The organism is Clostridium tarantellae (genome assembly GCF_009295725.1).
Classification (GTDB): Bacteria; Bacillota; Clostridia; order Clostridiales; family Clostridiaceae; genus Sarcina; species Sarcina tarantellae.
On the sequence record NZ_WHJC01000032.1, the window covers coordinates 1 to 20,008 of the forward strand.

At 26.4% G+C, this 20,008-nt stretch carries 9 protein-coding genes; 7 read left to right on the top strand and 2 right to left on the bottom strand.

Annotated features, from left to right (window positions below; translation table 11 throughout):
* Positions 1-150: 150 nt before the first annotated feature.
* The 6 genes from purH to GBZ86_RS04380 all read left to right on the top strand — a co-directional run bounded on the left by purH (position 151) and on the right by GBZ86_RS04380 (position 11,182).
* Positions 151-1,653 carry a bifunctional phosphoribosylaminoimidazolecarboxamide formyltransferase/IMP cyclohydrolase gene (gene purH, locus GBZ86_RS04355; protein WP_152888104.1) on the top strand — a complete coding sequence of 501 codons (1,503 nt, stop codon included), beginning with the start codon at positions 151-153 and terminating at the stop codon, positions 1,651-1,653.
* Positions 1,654-1,684: 31 nt separating this feature from the next.
* The gene (gene purD, locus GBZ86_RS04360) at positions 1,685-2,950 is read left to right on the top strand and encodes a phosphoribosylamine--glycine ligase (protein ID WP_152888106.1); all 1,266 of its coding nucleotides are present in this window, start codon (positions 1,685-1,687) and stop codon (positions 2,948-2,950) included.
* 178 nt (positions 2,951-3,128) lie between these two features.
* Positions 3,129-6,269 (top strand): sialidase domain-containing protein, encoded by a 3,141-nt coding sequence (locus GBZ86_RS04365; protein WP_152888108.1) that lies wholly within the window; start codon positions 3,129-3,131, stop codon positions 6,267-6,269.
* 216 nt (positions 6,270-6,485) lie between these two features.
* Entirely contained in the window at positions 6,486-10,061 is a 3,576-nt protein-coding gene (locus tag GBZ86_RS18635) for a sialidase domain-containing protein (RefSeq protein WP_170272155.1), read from the top strand.
* 159 nt (positions 10,062-10,220) lie between these two features.
* Entirely contained in the window at positions 10,221-10,559 is a 339-nt protein-coding gene (locus tag GBZ86_RS04375) for a hypothetical protein (RefSeq protein WP_152888112.1), read from the top strand.
* 59 nt (positions 10,560-10,618) lie between these two features.
* The gene (locus GBZ86_RS04380) at positions 10,619-11,182 is read left to right on the top strand and encodes a hypothetical protein (protein WP_152888114.1); all 564 of its coding nucleotides are present in this window, start codon (positions 10,619-10,621) and stop codon (positions 11,180-11,182) included.
* 126 nt (positions 11,183-11,308) lie between these two features.
* Here GBZ86_RS04380 and GBZ86_RS04385 read toward each other — a convergent pair whose 3' ends face one another.
* Positions 11,309-12,205 carry an HD domain-containing protein gene (locus GBZ86_RS04385; protein WP_152888116.1) on the bottom strand — a complete coding sequence of 299 codons (897 nt, stop codon included), beginning with the start codon at positions 12,203-12,205 and terminating at the stop codon, positions 11,309-11,311.
* Positions 12,206-12,374: 169 nt separating this feature from the next.
* Between GBZ86_RS04385 and GBZ86_RS04390 the strand changes: the two genes are divergently transcribed.
* Positions 12,375-17,654, top strand: coding sequence for a beta-N-acetylglucosaminidase domain-containing protein (locus GBZ86_RS04390; RefSeq protein WP_152888118.1), 5,280 nt, complete (start codon positions 12,375-12,377; stop codon positions 17,652-17,654).
* A gap of 133 nt (positions 17,655-17,787) precedes the next feature.
* Here the strand turns inward: GBZ86_RS04390 and GBZ86_RS04395 are convergent, their stop codons facing one another.
* Positions 17,788-19,218, bottom strand: coding sequence for a glycosyltransferase family 39 protein (locus tag GBZ86_RS04395; protein WP_152888120.1), 1,431 nt, complete (start codon positions 19,216-19,218; stop codon positions 17,788-17,790).
* Positions 19,219-20,008 lie beyond the last annotated feature (790 nt).

Consider the following 20,008-nt stretch of genomic DNA (forward strand, 5'->3'; position numbering starts at 1 on the left):
TTGTGGTTTTGAGATTCAATTTTAACATGAAATTAGGGGGTCGTTGTTTTTTTATGCAAAAAAACTTTCGAAACCTTGATATATAAAGATTTTAAAAAGAAAAGTAGTGTAGAAACTTTACACTAACAATTTAATTTTAGGGGGAAAGTTATGATAAAAAGAGCTTTAATTAGTGTTTATGATAAAACTGGAGTTTTAGAGTTAGCTAAATTTTTAAGAGATAATAATATTGAAATAGTATCATCTGGAGGAACTTATAAATATTTAAAAGAAAATTTAATTGAAGTTACGGAAATCAGTGAAATAACTAATTCAGATGAAATGTTAGATGGAAGGGTTAAAACACTACATCCAATAATACATGGTGGAATATTAGCTATAAGAGATAATGAAGATCATATAAAAACATTAAAAAATAGAAACATAGGCCTTATAGATATGGTAATAGTTAATTTATATCCTTTTTTCCAAAAAGTAAAAGAAAATTTATCCTTTGATGAAAAAGTAGAATTTATAGATATTGGTGGACCTACTATGCTAAGAGCTGCAGCAAAGAATTTTAAGGATGTTGTAGTAATAAGTAATATAAATGATTATTCAAATATTATAAATGAAATGAAAGAATTTGGAGATGTACAATTTAATACTAGAAAAAAATTAGCAGGAAAAGTATTTAATCTTATGAGTGCTTATGATAGTGCTATATCTAATTTCCTTCTTGATGAAGAATATCCAGAATATCTATCTATTTCTTATAAAAAATTACAAGATCTAAGATATGGTGAAAATCCTCATCAAAAAGCTGCTTATTATGGTGCTACAGAATTTGAAGGTGCAATGAATACTTTTCAGGTTTTAAATGGTAAAGAATTGTCTTATAACAATATTAAAGATTTAGATATTGCTTGGAAGGTAGTTTGTGAATTTGAAGATGAAATTGCTTGTTGTGCGTTAAAACATAATACTCCTTGTGGTGTTGCTATAGGAGAAACTGTATTTGAAAGCTACAAAAAAGCTTATGAATGTGATCCAGTTTCAATTTTTGGAGGTATAGTAGCTATTAATAAGAAAGTTGATAGAGAAACAGCAGAAGAAATGATTAAGATTTTCTTAGAGGTAGTAGCAGCTCCAGAGTTTGATGATGATGCATTGGAATTGTTAAAAAGCAAAAAGAATTTAAGGGTTATAAAATGTAATAACAAGCCCTCATCTAAAAATTTTACAGTATCTGTTGATGGAGGAATATTAGTTCAAGAAGAGGATAAAAAGTTAATAGATGAATTGAAAATTGTTACAGAAAGACAACCCACAAAGGAAGAATTAGAAAATATGATTTTTGCAATGAAAGTTGTAAAATATGTAAAATCTAATGCTATAGTAGTGGCTAATGATAAAAAAGCTATTGGTATTGGTGGTGGACAAGTTAATAGAATATGGGCTACCTGTGAAGCTTTAGAAAGAGGAAAAGGAGCAACAATATTAGCTTCAGATGCCTTCTTCCCATTTAATGACTGCGTTGAAGAAGCGGCTAAATATAATATAAATGCTATTATTCAACCTGGTGGATCTATAAGAGATAATGAGTCCATAGAAGCCTGTAATAAACATGGTATAAGTATGGTATTAACAGGTATTAGGCATTTTAAACATTAAAAATTATTATTGCATAAGAGGAGTTGAAGGAATGAATATTTTACTAATAGGGTCAGGTGGAAGAGAACATGCTATAGCTAGAAAATTATCTATGAGTAAAAAAGTATCTAAAATATTTTGTGCACCAGGCAATGGTGGAACTGCATTAGAAAATAAATGTGAAAATATTAATTTAATAAGCATAAAAGAATTAATTAATTTTGCTAAAAATAATAGTATAGATTTAACTATTGTGGGACCAGAGCAACTATTAATTGAAGGTATTGTTGATGCTTTTAATGAAGAAGAATTAAAAATTTTTGGACCTCATAAAGAAGCAGCTAAACTTGAAGGTAGTAAAAGTTTTTCAAAAGATTTTATGAAAAAATATGGGGTTAAAACTGCTAAATACCAAGTGTTTGAAAATGCGGAAAAAGCCTTAAATTATGTGAGAACTGAAGAATTTCCGTTAGTTATAAAAGCAGATGGATTAGCAGCTGGTAAAGGAGTTTATATTTGTGAAACATTAGAAGAGGCTAATAATGCTATTAAAGATATTATGGTAGAAGATATTTTCAATGGTGCTGGAAGTAGAATAGTAATTGAAGAGTTTCTTACAGGCTTTGAAGCTTCTATACTTTCCATAACTGATGGTAATGTAATTAAATCATTTATTTCAGCTAAAGATCATAAACAAATACTTGATGGAGATAAAGGACCTAATACTGGAGGAATGGGGGTAATTGCTCCTAACCCTTATGTAACAGATTTACATTTAAAGGACTTTGAAGAAAATATAATGAACAGAACCCTTATAGGAATAAAAGAAGAAAATTTAAATTTTAAAGGTATTATTTTCTTTGGACTAATGATAACTAATAAAGGCACTTATCTTTTGGAATATAATGTTAGAATGGGAGATCCTGAAACACAATCCGTACTAGCTTTAATGGATAGTGATTTATTAGAGTTAATAGAAAGTTCTTTTGATAATACATTAAATAATTTTAAAATTAAGTGGAAAGAAGGGTATTGTTGTAATGTGGTACTTGCCTCTTCAGGATATCCAGGAGTTTTTGAAAAAGGATTTAATATTAATATTGATGATTCAGTAAAAGACAGCATATATATTGCTGGTGGAATTTTAGATTCTAATAAAAAATTAATAACATCTGGTGGAAGAGTTTTATCTGTAATAGGAACAGGTAAATATCTTGAAGATTCTGTAAAAGAAGCTTATTCAAAGATTAAATTTATAAATTTCACAAAGAAATATTTTAGAACTGATATAGGAAAAATAGAAAATAATAATATATAAATTAAAAAATATGAAATTACATTATTAAAATATAATTAATAATGTAATTTTTTTCTTTAAAGTTATATATTTCTTAAAAATGTAAAATTATAAAGGAAATAAAAATAAAATATAGAATATTATTACTATAGATTAAAATAAATTATATTTTAAATTTAAGTTTATGTGGAGGTTTATTATGAATTGTAAAAAAGTAACAGCTATATTAACTGCAGCCGTAATTTTTTATGGAAGTAGTTTATCTGCAGTAAATGTAAACGCTTTATCCAATACAAAAAATGAAAAAGTTACTAATTTAAGTGAAAAAATTGCTATTGTAGAAGAAAAAATTCCTCAAAGTGAATTAACAGCAGTTGCCACATCACAAGAATCAAGAGATCCTGCTAGCTCTGCTATTGATGGAAATATAAATACAATGTGGCATACACCTTGGAATGGCTTAGCAAAATTACCTCAAAGTTTAACTATAAATTTAGGCAATAAAAGAAATATTAGCTCTATTGTTGTTAATCCAAGAGCTACAGAATCCAATGGAATTATTACTAAATATGAAATTTATGCAATAAATAATGGAAAGGAAACTTTAATTAAAAGTGGACGTTGGGAGCAAGAGTCTAAAAGAAATGTTATATCCTTTGAAAATAGTGTTGAAGCAGATGCCATAAAAATAACTGCTCTTGAAGGAGTTGGAGGATGGGCTTCCATTGCAGAAGTAAATGTGTATGAAAAAAGTAAAGAAACTGCACCTATTAAATCATATGGAAATACTGTAATAAAGAATAATGGGGATGAAGTAGATATTAGCAATGATATAGATGCTTTAAAAAATTTAGAAGAGGGAACCATTATAGCAAGATTTAATTCAAATGATATTTCCTCAGTTCATAGTATATTAGGAATTAGTAATAATAAAACTAATAATGGTCACTTTCATTTATACACTACTGGTTCAAGAATAGGCATGGAAGTTAGAAATCAAACTGAAGAAGGTAATACTCCAAATGGAACAACTAATCTTGCACATGTTTATGCTGATGTTTCTTTAAATAAAGGTATTAATACATTAGCACTTAAAGTAAATAAAAATGAAGGATATACTCTTTATTTAAATGGAAAAATTGTTAAAACATTTGCAGATAATAATGCTAAATTTTTAGATGATATTACAGGGCTAAATAGCGCTTTTCTAGGAAAAGTGAAAAGAAATTCTGGAAATGAGTATTTATATAAAGGAAACATTGATTTTGTAAATATTTACAAAGAACCTTTATCAGATAATTATATTTTAAAAATAACTGGGGAAACAGCAAAACCATCTGTAGATGAAAATTTACCAGAAGGTGTATATAAAAGTGATGTTATTGATGTATTTAAACCAGGAGAATTAGGGTCTAATAATTTTAGAATCCCTTCAATTATAACTACATTAAAAGGAACACTTTTATCTGGAATTGATGTAAGAGTAGGAGGAGGACATGATTCACCTAATAATATTGATACTGCAGTAAAAAGAAGTGTAGATGGAGGAATGACTTGGGATGAAGGACAAGTAGTGATAAATTATCCTGATAAGGCATCAACAATAGATTCGTCCTTATTACAAGATAAAGAAACAGGTAGAATATTTTTACTTGTAGATGCTTTTCCAGATGGATATGGAGCATTTCAAGCTAAACATGGTAGTGGATTTAAAACTATAAATGGTGAAAGATGTATGATTTTATTAGATGAAAATAATATTGAATTTTATGCTAAACCAGATGGTAAAATTATAGATAAGGATGGAAATGCTACTGTTTATACTGTAGATGCTCAGAATAATCTTTATGAAAATGGAGTTAAAATAGGAAATACTTTTGCTAAAACTAGTAAATTTAAAGCATTTGGTACTTCTTATTTAGCTCTTATTCATAGTGATGATGATGGACAGACTTGGAGTGAGCCTAAAATAATATCCGGGCAATTTAAAAAGGAATGGATGAGCTTCCTAGGAACAGGACCAGGAGTTGGACATCAAATAAAAAATGGTGATCATAAAGGAAGATTAGTATTTCCAGTTTATTCATTAAATTTAAATAAAAAACAAAATAGTGCTGTTATTTATAGTGATGATGGTGGTGAAACTTGGAATTTAGGTGAATCACCTAATGATGGAAGAATAGAAGGAAATACAGTATTAAGTGCAGAGTCTTTAAATAATAATGCTTATGAATTAACTGAATCACAAGTAGTGGAGATGCCTAATGGTCAACTAAAATTATTTATGAGAAATCGAAATGGTTATACTAGGATAGCAACTAGTTTTGATGGTGGTGAAACTTGGGATGAACATGTAGAATTGGATAAAGATTTAAGAGAACCTTATTGTCAATTAAGTGTTATAAATTATAGCAAAAAAGTAGATGGAAAAGATGCCCTTATATTTTCTAATCCAGATGCTACAAGCAGAGCTAATGGAGCAGTAAAAATAGGTTTAATAAATGAAGTAGGAACCTATGAAAATGGTGAACCTAAATATGATTTTGAATGGAAATATAATAAATTAATAAAACCAGGATATTATGCTTATTCTTCTTTGACAGAACTTTCAGATGGTAAAATTGGTTTGTTCTATGAAGGAACAGATAATAGAGAAATGTCCTTTACTTCTATGAATACAGAATATATAAAGTATAATCCTGATGAACAAGCACCAGCAGCTAAAGTAAAATCTATAAAAGTTTTAAATGATAAAAGTTATAGTGCTGGAGATGATATTTCTTTAAAAGTTATTTTTGATCAAGCAGTAAGTATTATAGGTGATAGAACTTTAAATGTTTCAATAGGCAATGAACTAAGTTCATTTACTATGTTACCGTCAGAAAGTGCAAAAGAATATGTGTTTACTGGAAAAATCCCAGAAAATATAAAAAATGGACAGTATGATATTACAGTAAAAGCCAATAAAAATACAAATATATATAATATTTATAATAAATTGTCAACTATATCTAATGATATAGTTTTAGAAGATAAGATTCAAATTGAAAATTCAGATAAAGATATAACTCCAGGAAAAGTAGAAAATTTAAAAGCTATAAATATTACAAATAAATCTTTAAAACTTAAATGGGATAAACCATTAACATCTGAAAACATAAGGGAATATGTTTTATATAAAGATGGAGTAGAATTAACTAGAGTTAATGGTGAAATAACTGAATTTAATATAGAAGACTTAAAAAGTAATACTCTTTATGGTTTTAAAATTTTAGCTATTGGGGAAAATAATAAAAAAGGCAGACCTGTTTCAATAAATATGAGAACATTAAAAGAATAATTTTTTTAATAAAAAAAGAATTTATATTTAAAATATATAGATTCTTTTTTTATTTTAAATAATTAATTATAAAAACTACTTTAATTCAACAAAAAATTTTATTTTTTTAAAAATAAATAAAATTTTTATTTATTTTACTAGAAAAAGAAGGAATTTTAACAAAAAAATAGAATTAGTATAATAAAATAACAATTATTTTAATTTATGGGGGTTTTTATGAAGTATAAAAAATTAGCTGCATATATTACTGCAGCGGCATTAATTTACAATTGTGTTACACCAGCAATGTCTGTAAAAGCTACAAATGAGATTAAAAACGCTATCTATAGTGAGATTAGTTCAAAAAGTGAAATGAATTTAAATAAAGTTAAAGGAAAGGCATATATAGAAAATGAAGTTCCTAGGTCAGAAATGACTGCAACTGCAACTTCAGAAGAAAGTGCTGACCCAGCAAGTGCTGCTATTGATGGAAACGTTGATACGTTATGGCACACTCCATGGAATGGTTCAGCTGCTTTACCTCAAAGTTTAACTATTGATTTAGGAAAAACTAGAAATATAAGCAGTTTAAAAGTTGAGCCTAGAAAAGATTCTACAGATAATGGTAGAATAACAAACTATGAAATATATGCAGTAAATGGAGAGGAAGAAACTTTAATTTCTAAAGGAAAATGGGAAAATAATTCTAGTAGTAAAATTGTATCATTAGATACACCAGTTGAAGCAGAAGCAATTAAAATAACTGCTCTTCAAGGAATTGGTGGATGGGCTTCTGTTGCCGAAGTAAATGTTTACGAAATGGTAGGCGAATCTACTCCATTAGCTTCTAATGATAATATTAGATTAGTAAACAATAATAGTGCACAAGATATTTCTTCTCATATAGATAGTTTAAAAAACTTAGAAGAGGGAACTATTGTTACTAGATTTAGATTAGATGGAGATGGAATTCAAACTTTATTAGGAATAAGTAATAATAAAACTAATAATGGATATTTTTCATTGTATGTAAATGAAGGAAGAGTTGGCTTTGAAGTTAGAAACCAAACGCAAGAAGGAAATACTCCAGATGGAACTACTAACCTAGCTCATGAGTATGCTGATGTAGCTCTTAATAAAGGATTTAATACATTAGCTTTAAAAATAGATAAGGATTTAGGATATAAAATTTATCTTAATGGATCATTAGTTAAGGAAACTTCAAATAATGATGCTAAATTTTTAGATGATATTCAAGGATTAAATGCAGCATTTATAGGTAAAACTGACAGAAACTCTGGAAACGAGTACAATTTTAATGGTGATATAGATTATATTGATATATATGCTGATCCTTTATCAGATAATTATTTATTAAAAGAAACTTCAGAAACATCAAAACCAAATGAGGATGATTTCTTACCGGATGGAGCTTATAAAAGTGAACCAATAGATTTATTTTCTCCTGGTGATTTAAATTCAAATAATTATAGAATACCAGCATTATATACTACTCAAGCTGGAACTGTATTAGCTTCAATAGATGCTAGAATAACTCATGGTGGAGATTCACCAAATAATATTGATAGTGCAATTAGAAGAAAAGAATTAGGAAAAGATTGGGAAGAGGGAAAAATAATTTTAGATTTTCCAGCTGCTGCTTCTGCTATAGATACTAGTATGATTCAAGATGAAGAAACAGGTAGAATTTTCTTACTTGTAACACATTTCTCAGAGGGCTATGGATTCCCACAAGCTAAAAAAGGAACAGGATATAAAGAAATTGATGGTGTTAAATATTTATGTTTATATGATGCTTCTGGAAATGAGCTTACTATAAGAGAAGAAGGCAAAGTTTATGATAAAGATGGTAATATTACAAACTACACTGTAGATGAAGATAAAAACTTATTTGAAAATGGAGAGAAAGTTGATAATGTTTTAACTAAAACTAGTCCATTAAAAGTATTTGGTACAAGTTATTTAGCTTTAATATATAGTGATGATGACGGTAAAACTTGGAGTAAACCTAAAGATTTAAATCCAGAAACTAAAGAAGATTGGATGAAATTCATGGGAACAGGTCCAGGAAGAGGAATTCAAATAAAGAATGGTGCACATGCTGGAAGAATAATATTCCCTATTTATTATACAAACGCTTCAGGTTTCCAATCAAGTGCTGTAGTATATAGTGATGATAAGGGAGAAACATGGCATAGAGGAGAATCACCAAATGATAGTAGAAATGGTCATGATCAAGATTCAGATACTATTACAAGTGGTAACCAATTAACAGAATGTCAAGTAGTGGAGATGCCTAATGGTCAATTAAAAATGTTTATGAGAAATACAGGAAGTTATGTAAGAATCTCTACAAGTTTTGATGGAGGAGAAACTTGGCATGAAGATGTAGAAGAGGATACTGCTTTAAGAGAACCTTATTGTCAATTAAGTGTTATGAATTATAGTGGAAAAATTGATGGTAAAGATGCTGTAATATTTGCTAACCCTGATGCGGGAAGTAGATCTAATGGATCAGTAAAAATAGGATTAATTAATGAAAATGGAACTTATGAAAATGGAGAGACTAGATATACTTTTGATTGGAAATATAATAAAGTAGTAAAACCAGGCTATTATGCATATTCTTGTTTAACAGAATTACCAGATGGTAAGATAGGATTATTCTATGAAGGAACTCCTACAGAAGAGATGTCTTATACAGAAATGAATGTAGACTATATTAAATATAATCCAACTGAACAAGCAGAAGCGGCTAAGATTGAAAGTGTTAAATTAGTTGAAGAAAAAGAATATTTACCTGGTGAGGAAGTTTCCTTAAAAGTTAAATTTAATCAATCAGTATCTTTAATGGGAGATAGAAAATTAACTGTAAACCTTAATGGTAAAGATGTAGAATTTTTAATGGTAAAAGGAGATAGTCCAACTGAATTTATATTCAAAGGAACATTACCAACTGAATTATCTGAAGGTGCTTATGATTTAGTTGCTAAAGCTAATGAAGGATTAGAAATATATAATGTTTATGGTAAAAAACTTGTATTATCAGAAGATACTAATTTAAGCTTAGTTTTAAATGTAAAATCTGAAACACCAGAAGTCACAGGAAAAGTTTCTATTAATGGTAATGACACAGTTAAAGTAAATTCAGATTTAAATGTAAACTTAGGTATTGAAAGCTTAAAAGAAGGAGTATCTCCGTATGCTTCAGACTACACTTTAACTTATGATCCAGAAGTATTTACTTTTAAAGAGACAAGTAGTTTAGTAGATAATGTATTAGTTACATCTAAATTAGTTAAAGATGGTGAAGTTAGAATATTAGCAGCATCTTTAGGCGGTAATGGACTACCTGTTGGTACAGATTTTATAAATGTAATTTTAACAGCTAAGGCTTCTACTGAAGATACTATAGTTTCATTAACTAATGGAGAAATTGCTGATGGTGAAGGAACAAGCTATAAGCTTGACTTAGCTGATAAAACTATTAAAGTTGAAGAGAATGTAGTTGTACCAAGTGAAAAACCTGGGAAAGCTGAAGGATTAAAAGTTACTGAAACAACTTCATCAACTATAAAATTAGATTGGGAAACACCATCTAAAGGTGGAGCAGTTAAAGAATATATAATTTATAAGGATAGTATAGAAATTGCTAGAGTTTCTAAAGAAGTTACAGAATATATTGTAGAAAACTTAAAAGCTAATACTTTATATGGCTTTAAAATTGTAGCTATAGGTGAAGATGGTGAAAATGGAAGACCAGTAGCTATAAATGCTAGAACTAGCAAATAGAAGATTCTAAATATTAAAATTAAAAGGTACATTAAAAATTTTTAATGTACCTTTTTTACTTTAAAGAAATAAATTATCTTCTTATTAAAATGCTTACACTTGTTATAATTGCAAATTTAGTTTAAAATAATGATTATTAATTATAAAAGAGGTGAAAAAATGTCAAATAATATTCCTAAAGAACATATTGCTAATATAGCAAAAGCTTCAACTTATTTTATTTTTAGAAATGGGCCAATGAAAGAATTACATAAACATGGAAAATTATCAGATGAAGAGGTAAAATCTATTCAAACTTATATGCAAAATCATTTAGCATATCTCTATAATGTTTTACTTGAAGAAAGTAATTTAAATAAATTTGAATTAATAGTTAACACTATGAATAAATTTTATGTTAATGATGATGAGAAAGTAATTTTAGATGGAGATGGATTTGATAATTTTTATAATCAACTTTTCCCTCAAGCAAGTAATATAAGTTTTACAAAAGAATAAATAACTTTATCAATAAAAGGGATAAATTATAATGAATTTAATATTAAAAGGAGAATTTTATGACTAATAAAATAAAAAGCAAAGAAAAGAAAAAGTGGAGTAAAAAGAAAAAATTAATAGTAACAATTTCAGTTATAGCAGTAATTGTTGGGTGGGTTATAATTAAAAATGTACAAGCTAGAAAAGAACAACAAAAAATTGATAGCATTCAGGTTACTAGTGTAGAAAGTATGACTCCTGTACAAAAAGAATCCTATGATTTAACTAATAAATTTGGAGAATTTTATTTTTTAGATAAAAATATTACATCTGATAAAGTAACTAATCTTAGAGAAATTTTCACACCAGAAGTTCAAAAAGAATTAAAAATAAATGATGAAAATATAACTACTTATGTGGATAATAGAAAAAAAATAAATGATGAAATAAAATTTATAGAATCTATTAACCCTAAAATTTTAACTTCTAATGATAATACAGTAGTATTATTAGTGGATTTAATAGCAGATGTTGTATCTAGTGAAAAGCGTACACCTGGAAAATATGATGCTAATGTTTTAATAGCTGTTGAAAATGGCAAAATAGCAGCATTTCAATTGAAAAGTATAAAAAAAATAAATTAAGAAGATTTAAAATTCTAAAAATAAGCGTATTAAATATAAAAAAATAAGTAACTTTAAAATATATAGTTTAAATAAGTTACTTATTTTTATTTATAATTATAAATAATTAATTGTTTAAACTATATTTTATAAATATAATTTTCCTTCAATTCTACGATCATAGTCACTCCAAGTACCTAAAGGAACATTCTTTTTTATTATAGATATTTTATTTAATGTAGCATCTAAATAATCTGAATAATGAACAATAAAAGCCTCTTCAGTTTTCATATCTCTAGGAGAACCAAATTCTATTTTGCCATGATGTTGTACTACACAAGCTTTAATTCTAGTTTTGAAATCTTCACTATAAATAGTAGGATTTGCTTTGAAAGCTTCTTCTAACATATTTATGCCTATAACAATATGTCCCTCCATATCTCCTTGTAAAGTATATTTAAAAGGTCCTTCAAAAAATAATTCTTTAATTTTCCCTATATCATGCAACTTAGCACTTAATATTGCAATTTCTTTATATCTACAATCATATCTATAAGATAATATTTTAGCTAGATAAGTTACATTTAGGGTATGTTCTGCTAATCCTCCTATATAGTTATGATGCTGATAAATACCACCTATACCTTTTTTAAACTTTGAAAGAAATTCAGGGTTTTTAAAAAAATAATTATTTAATTCAATAGCTTCTTTACTTTTAAATTCATTTTTAGTTATGGATTCTAATTCATTCATAATTTCTTCAATAGGTCTTTCTACAGAAGGTAAGTATTCATATAAATCAAAAGAATCGATTTTTTTAACAACTTCACATTTGAAATTTTCAGAAAAAGTTCCTTTAAAGACAATAATATTTCCTACTTTGCAAATATTATTTTTATCCTTAAAATAAGCTTTTATATCTCCGGTTTTATCACCTATTAAAGCAACGGTATCTCCATCTTTTTTACTTATAATTTTATTTATTATAAATGAACTCTCAATTTTTTGCCCATTTTTTATATGTTTTGTATAGTGTTTTTTCATAGTTAGTAACACTTCCTTTCATAGTTATATTTTTAATTATTTTAAATTAAATATTACATAAATAAATAAGTAATTTTAAAATTTTCAATATGAACTTTTAAATTTCACAAAAAAATATTTAAAGAATACCATAAAATATATGAATTTTTTAAAAGGAAGTTAGAATATTATGGATCTGAAAAGAGATAAATATAGTCCTTTTATTTCTTCAAAAATATCTATAGATAAAAAAGGACAAGATATTGAAATGAATTTAAAACTTACTAAAAATACTAAAAAACTTAATTTATCAACAACTATTTCAGGAAGTGTAGTGGATAAATTAAAAAATCCAATAGATAATGCTATTGTTAATTTAATGGATGAAAATTTTAATCCATTAACGTATGTTACTACTGGTGAAAATGGAAAATATTTAATGAATGATATTCCATATAGTGACAGCTATAATTTAATAGCTACAGCTAATGGAAAATTAATTAGTCAAGCTAATAATTTTTCTATATCATCTCAACAAAATTTAGAATTTAATTTTGTTTTATTAGATGATCCTAATGCATTATTAGGAATTATAAGTGGAAAAGTGCAAGATGATAATAATCCATTGCTTGGAGCTATTGTTTCATTATATACAATAGATGAAGATAAAAAAAATTTAATATCCATAACTTATTCAGATGTTTCAGGAATTTATACTTTTACAGAGTTGCCATTAGGGAATTATAGTATAGGAATTTCAGCATTAGGGTATATGCAATTTCAAATGCCTGTATCTGTTAATAGTGGTGAAATTATTTCAGTTAAAAGTAATTTAAGTGTAGATCCAAAAGCTTCAGATGGAATTATTTCAGGAATAATTAAAGATAGTACAAATTTACAAATTAGTGATGCATATGTAATTCTATATAGAGTAGAAGATAATGAAGATTTAACTCCAGTAGCAGTTACAACAACTGATAAAAATGGATTATATGTTTTTATAAATGTATCAACTGGAAATTATCTTATAAAAACTAATGATTTTGAAATAGTTGATTTAATTGCTTTAAAAGATAAAAATGTAATTACTTCTATTACATCTGGTGATTCTAATAAAAAAATACTAATAAATACAACTGAAAAAGGTACAGATTTCTTTAATTTTAATTTTATAGGAACATGGTATGGAGATTCTACAGAAAAGTGGGCAACAGATATAAATTCTAGTTTTTCTATAAAATTTAAAGGTGGTAATATTAAACTGATGGGTATCAAAGATCCTAGACATGGAATATATGAAATTTCTATTGATAATGGAAATATTAAAGAAGTAGATGGTTATTCATCAACTAGAACAGAAATTATAACTATATTTGATAGTGGTATCTTAAATTATGGTGAGCATGTTTTAAACTTTAAGTTAAAGGGAGTTAATCCACATGGAGGAAGAGCAGATGGTCAAATTAATTATGCAGTTATTGATTTAGATATGGATAATAATGAAACTATTGACAATGTAACTCCAAAGACCTATGAAATATATCCAAAGCCACAAAATATAAAATATACTGGAGGATGGTTTCAATTAGGACAAAATATAAACGTAGTATATGATAATGAAGTTGATGAGTATACGAAAAACAGAGTTATGCAGGTTTTAAAATCTCAAAATTTAGAAAGTACAGTTTCTAATGAAATAGTTTCTGGTAAAACAAATTTTTTAGTGGGTATTAATAAATTTAATGGAATAGTTAATGAATACTTTAGTATAAATATTTCATATGATAAAAGCTTTTTTGATAATAATATTGATTCTTATTTAATCAGTGTAAAAGATGGAATAATAGCTGTATTAGGCAAAGATGAAGATAGTGCTTTTTATGGGGTTACAACCTTAAAGCATGTGTTTAATCAAATTGAAGAAAATAAAGTAATTCAAAATTTTAGAATTGATGATTATGCAGATGTTCCTCGTAGAGGATTCATAGAAGGATATTATGGAAATCCTTGGTCTAATGAAGATAGAGGGGAACTTATGAAGTTTGGTGGAGATTATAAATTAAATCAATATGTATTTGCTCCTAAAGATGATATTTATCATAATAAAAAGTGGAGAGAACTATATCCAGCTGAAGATTTAATGGGAATACAAAAATTAGCGAAAATAGGTAATGAAACAAAGAACAGATATGTTTATGCACTTCATCCATTTATGTATAGTGCAATAAGGTTTAATACTGAAGAAAACTATAAAAAAGATTTAGATATAATAAAACAAAAATTTAATCAGCTTTTAGATGCTGATGTTAGACAATTTGCTATTTTAGCAGATGATGCTGGTGTGCCACCAGAGGGACCTAGTATGTATGTAAAACTTTTAAAAGATTTAACAGCTTGGTTAGAGCAAAAAAAAGTAGTTTATACAGATTTAAAAACTCATTTAATGTTTTGTCCTGCATACTATATGGGAAATGGAAGCTCAAATCAACTTAGAGAATTAAATAAAGCTGGTGATAATATTAGCTTAGTTATGACTGGAGGAAGAATTTGGGGTGAGGTTAATGAAAATTTTTCAAATAATTTTATAAATAATATTGCAACAGAAGGATATCCAGGTAGAGCACCTTTTTACTGGATTAACTGGCCTTGTTCAGATAACTCTAAACAACATCTTATAATGGGTGGAAATGATACTTTCTTACATCCAGGGGTAGATCCTAGCAAAATAGATGGAATAGTGTTAAATCCAATGCAACAAGCAGAAGCAAATAAATCTGCTTTATTTGCAATAAGTGATTATGCTTGGAATATATGGGGTAATAAAGAGGAAGCAAATAAAAATTGGTATGATTCTTTTAAATATATGGACCATGGAACTGTAGAGGAAACAAATTCTTCAATGGCTTTAAGAGAACTAAGTAAACATATGATAAATCAAAATATGGATGGGCGTGTAACTAAGCTAGAAGAGTCAATAGAACTTGCTCCAAAAATAAAAGATTTCAAGAAAAAATATGAAAATGGTTCTAGTATAAAGCTTGAGGCAGAAGCTTTAATAGATGAATTTACTAATCTTAAAAATGCAGCAGCTTATTACAAAGACAATGCTGGAAACCCTAGAACTAGAGATCAGATAATATATTGGTTAAATTGTTGGGAAGATACAACAAATGCAGTTATAAGTTATTTAAATTCTGCTATAGCCATTGAAAGTAATAAAAATGATGTAGCTTTAAAAAACTTTTTAAATGGTCAAAATTCCTTTGAAAAATCAAAAACTTATGAGTTTCATTATGTAGATCATATGCAGTATGCAGAGGTGGGAGTTCAACACATAGTACCACTTATAAAAATTTTAGGAGAAAGTCTTTCAGTTGTTATAAGCTCAATAATAGATCCAAGCAAAATAACAGCTACTTTTATAACTAATAGAGAAGATTCTCCAAGTGGTATTAAGGAAAATATATTTGACCAAAATCCTATTACAGAAATAGTTTATAAAAATCCTAATAGAATAGATGGAGGAACTTATGTTGGGATTAAATATAGCAATGCTATCTTATTAAACAATGTTGAATTTTTAATGGGAACTAATGCAAATCCAAATGATACAATGCAAAAAGCAAAAATTCAATATACTATTGATGGAAAAGAGTGGTTAGATTTAGAAGGTGGAAAAGAATATGAAAATCCTCAAAATATTAAAGTAGAAAATTTAAGCTTAAAAGTAAAGGGAATTCGTTTAATAGAAACAGCAGGTAAAAGCAATATTTGGTTAGGTATTAGAGATATAAATGTAAATAAAGCTAATACAGATCTTGCACTGAATTCAACTCTTATAAGAAGTGATATTTGGCAAGTATATGAAGGAGATGAGAGTAATATTACAGATGGAAAAGAGGGTACTGATGTTTGGTATAAAACTGCCAATGGAGATACTTCCTTAGCGGGAGAATTTATTGGTTTAAATTTAGGAAAAGTAGCAAAATTAGACCAAATCAGATTTGTAATGGGTAGAGATGGAAGTGGAGATAAATGGAGAAAATATAAGCTAGAATACTCATTAGATAATGAAATTTGGAAAACTGTAAAAGAATATGATAATAGTAATAATACAATTGGTAAGGATATAATAGAAGAAAGTTTCCAAACTCCAATAGAAGCTATATATATTAGATTTACTAATTTAGAGAATATTAATAGATGGGTTATATTTTCAGAATTAGGAGTAATAAGTGATGAAGAAGCAAATAGAGGAGATAAAAATAATATATACACTAATACTAATTTAGATATTTATTCTATATTTTCATATAATTTAACAAAATTAAAGCCTTTTTCATCATTAAAATTAAATAGTGGAGAGTATATAGGAGTTAAGTTAGATCGTATTAAAGATTTAAGTAGAATAAACTTTGAAACTATAAATGGAGGAGCATTATTATTACAAAGTTCATTAAATGGGGTTCAGTGGAGTAATATAGTAAATTCTTCTGAATTACAAGATGGAAGATATGTAAGAGCTATAAATAATAGTAAATCAACTGTTACATTTGATTTAAATAAGTTTGAAGTTTTTTCAAGCGAAATTACAGCACCAAAATTAATCAGTGCATATATGGATGATACAGGAGCAGAAAAAGCAGTAGATGGAGACTTAAGAACTAGTGTTAAATTTAATGGATTTCCTAAAAAAGATGATACAATTGTTTATGATTTAGGACAAGAAATCCTAGTAGATAATTTAAAATATGTAGTTTTAGATACTGAAAAAGATCATGTAAGAGATGGTAAAATACAATTATCATTAGATGGTACTACATGGATTGATGCTATTACTATTGGAGATGGAGTTGAAAACCCAGCTAATGACTTAGATTCTAAACCAGTTGATAATGGATACAAGCATGGGAATCAATCAGATGGAATTATACCAATAGATAGTGCTTATGTGGAAGGAGCCAACTTAAATCAAAAAGCAAGATATGTAAGAATATTATTTACTGCATCATATAATTATAGATGGACAGTAATAAATGAACTTATGATAAATAATGGAGAATATATTCAAGCAGTTAATGACCCAACATTCCTTTCAAATCCTATTGAAGAAAGAGGATTTTCACCAAACAATTTAATAGATGGACAATTAACCACATCCTATAAACCAAATACTAAAAATGGACAAATTAGACAAGGTAATTTAACTTATAGGTTATCAGAAAAAACAGATATTAAGAAAATAATTATAGTTCAAGATGGAAATACCATTTCAAATGCATTGATAAATGCAAAAGTTATTGATAATAATGAAGAAGGCACCTCAAAATGGGTTATCCTAGGAAGATTAAGTAATAGCTTAAATGAATTTATAACTAGTGCTTATGAGCATGTATTTGAAATAAAAATTTCATGGAATGGAGTAGCACCAAATATATATGAAATAATAACATTAAATGATGAATTTTAGTCATTATTAAATTATATTTTAAAAATTAACTTTGGTTTAGATTTTTTCCTTTATATTTTATGATGAAATATAAAGAAAATAAGAGAGTTAAACTATATTTAAGTAGAACTCTCTTATTTCCTTAGTATTATTATTAATATTTTCTTTTAAAATTCATTGTAAAAGGAAGTAATATAAATATCCAACTTGATATAAAAGGATATCTAGTTTGTGTTTCTATTATAAGATATAAAGCAATATATCCTAATAAAGTTAAGTATATTAAATTTACAGCATAATTTTTTAGATACTGTTTTTTATTAAACAAGCCTATGCATATGGCTAGTAATAATAAAAAGTAAAGAAAATTAGCTACTGTATAAAAATCTGTAGATAGCTTATATGCAAAGCTATCTTCTTCTAATGATACTTTAGACCAATAAGTTCCTGCAAAATCCCCACTTTTCCATTCCGTATTATATTTTTCAATATAAAAGTCTATAACTTTAGGTAATGGAGTTTTAGTTAATCTATCAAAAACAATTTGTTTACAAACTTTTTCCACTTCATTATACTCATGGTTATATTTACTTGGTATATTTGCATCTTCTTCATTCCATCCTCCACCATAATTCATATTGCTTCCCTTTAAAATAGAAGTCCATTTAGATTCACTACCCTTCCATAGATTATACTCAGTAATATGTAATGCTTTTAATGTAGAACTTACTAATAGAAGTGGTATAGCAAAGGAAATTAATATTAAAGCTATTCCTTTTCCTTTATTAATTAAGTTTTTTTGAAAATATATTAATAAATAAATTACATAGGCAATAATCATAATAATTGCTACCATTCTAAATAAATTACCAATGCTTAAACATATACCAGAAAATATTAAATAATATAATGGTTTTGATTTATTAGCAACCTGTATGAAGAAATATATACTTAATAAGAAAAATGGCATAGCAATATTTTCACTACAATTTACAGAAGTATAACTAATAAATGCTGGAAAAATGGCTGCTATAAAAGAAGCCATAAGAGCTTTTTTTTCTGATTTAAATAAATTTTTAACTATTAAATAAAACATATAAACGGAAATTAATGAAAATACTAAGTTAAATATTTTAATAGGTATTAATGGTTCACCAAATAAAAATCTAAGTAAAGTAAAGTATAATACTGTTAATGTCATATGAGGAAAACGAGCATAATAAGCTGTTCCTTTAAACATAGAAGTATCTCCATTTAATACTAATAAAGAACGTTCATACATACCTAAAAAATCTGATACAGGATAACTTGGAACTAAAATAATCCAAATTACTCTTAAAATAACAGCATATAATAAAATTAAAATTAATAACTTTTTATGAGAAATACCTTTTTTATATAAAAAATAAAAAAATACTGCTGATAAAATATATATTGCTAATACTAATATACTGTATTGAAAAGAATTTCCTGTAGTAATAATATCTACAATAGAATTAATTACTACAACAAAACATAATGGAATTAGAAATATTTTCAATAATACATTTACAAATTTTGAAAAATAACCATTTAAAACATTCAATAACTATCTCCTCCTAAACTTTTTAAAAGTAAATATTTATTTTCAAAAATTATAATAAATATTTACTATATTTCATTTTAATTCCTATATTATAATAATATAATTATTATGGAAAAACATTTCAAAAATATTACGAAACTTTTTATTTATAATCTGTAAAGTGCTTTCCTATTATATTATTTAAATCTGAAATAAAAAAATACTTCTTATTTTTTCAACTTAAACATAACTAATTCCCTAAAACTTTATACACATTATACTATTTATTGAATTAATTAGGTTATATTTCTACATAAAAACATAAGAGAAATATAACATTTAGAATTTATAGTAAAATATTTTTCTTTGCTAAATAATTGAGCTGTATGTGAAAATATTAAAATTCCATTAGAGTATGCTAAAGTTAATAAAAAAGATTGTAAAGAAAAAATAATTAGTATATCAAAAAAATTAGGTATAGAAGAGAAGTTAAATAATACTCCTCAAAAATTATCAGATGGGTAAACTCAAAGAGTTGCTATTACAAGACGTATAATAAATAATCCAGATATTATTCTTTGCTTTTGTAATAAAATTGTATATTTTTACATTTAATGCCATGATATCATTATACTTAATATAATAAGAAATGATAAAATTTATATATTTTATAGTTTTAAAATTACTATTAGGAGTGTATTTATATATGAAACAAAGAAAGTTATTTTGTGAAATAAGTCCTTTAACTTATAAAATCTCTTCTTTTAAAGAACAAGTTAAAAGACATATACAATTATTAATAGATAATAAT

Bases quoted from the DNA above. Each gene is read 5' to 3' on its own strand.
- purH (WP_152888104.1), top strand. From the start codon at position 151: ATGATAAAAAGAGCTTTAATTAGTGTTTATGATAAAACTGGAGTTTTA.
- purD (WP_152888106.1), top strand. From the start codon at position 1,685: ATGAATATTTTACTAATAGGGTCAGGTGGAAGAGAACATGCTATAGCT.
- GBZ86_RS04365 (WP_152888108.1), top strand. From the start codon at position 3,129: ATGAATTGTAAAAAAGTAACAGCTATATTAACTGCAGCCGTAATTTTT.
- GBZ86_RS18635 (WP_170272155.1), top strand. From the start codon at position 6,486: ATGAAGTATAAAAAATTAGCTGCATATATTACTGCAGCGGCATTAATT.
- GBZ86_RS04375 (WP_152888112.1), top strand. From the start codon at position 10,221: ATGTCAAATAATATTCCTAAAGAACATATTGCTAATATAGCAAAAGCT.
- GBZ86_RS04380 (WP_152888114.1), top strand. From the start codon at position 10,619: ATGACTAATAAAATAAAAAGCAAAGAAAAGAAAAAGTGGAGTAAAAAG.
- GBZ86_RS04385 (WP_152888116.1), bottom strand. From the start codon at position 12,205: ATGAAAAAACACTATACAAAACATATAAAAAATGGGCAAAAAATTGAG.
- GBZ86_RS04390 (WP_152888118.1), top strand. From the start codon at position 12,375: ATGGATCTGAAAAGAGATAAATATAGTCCTTTTATTTCTTCAAAAATA.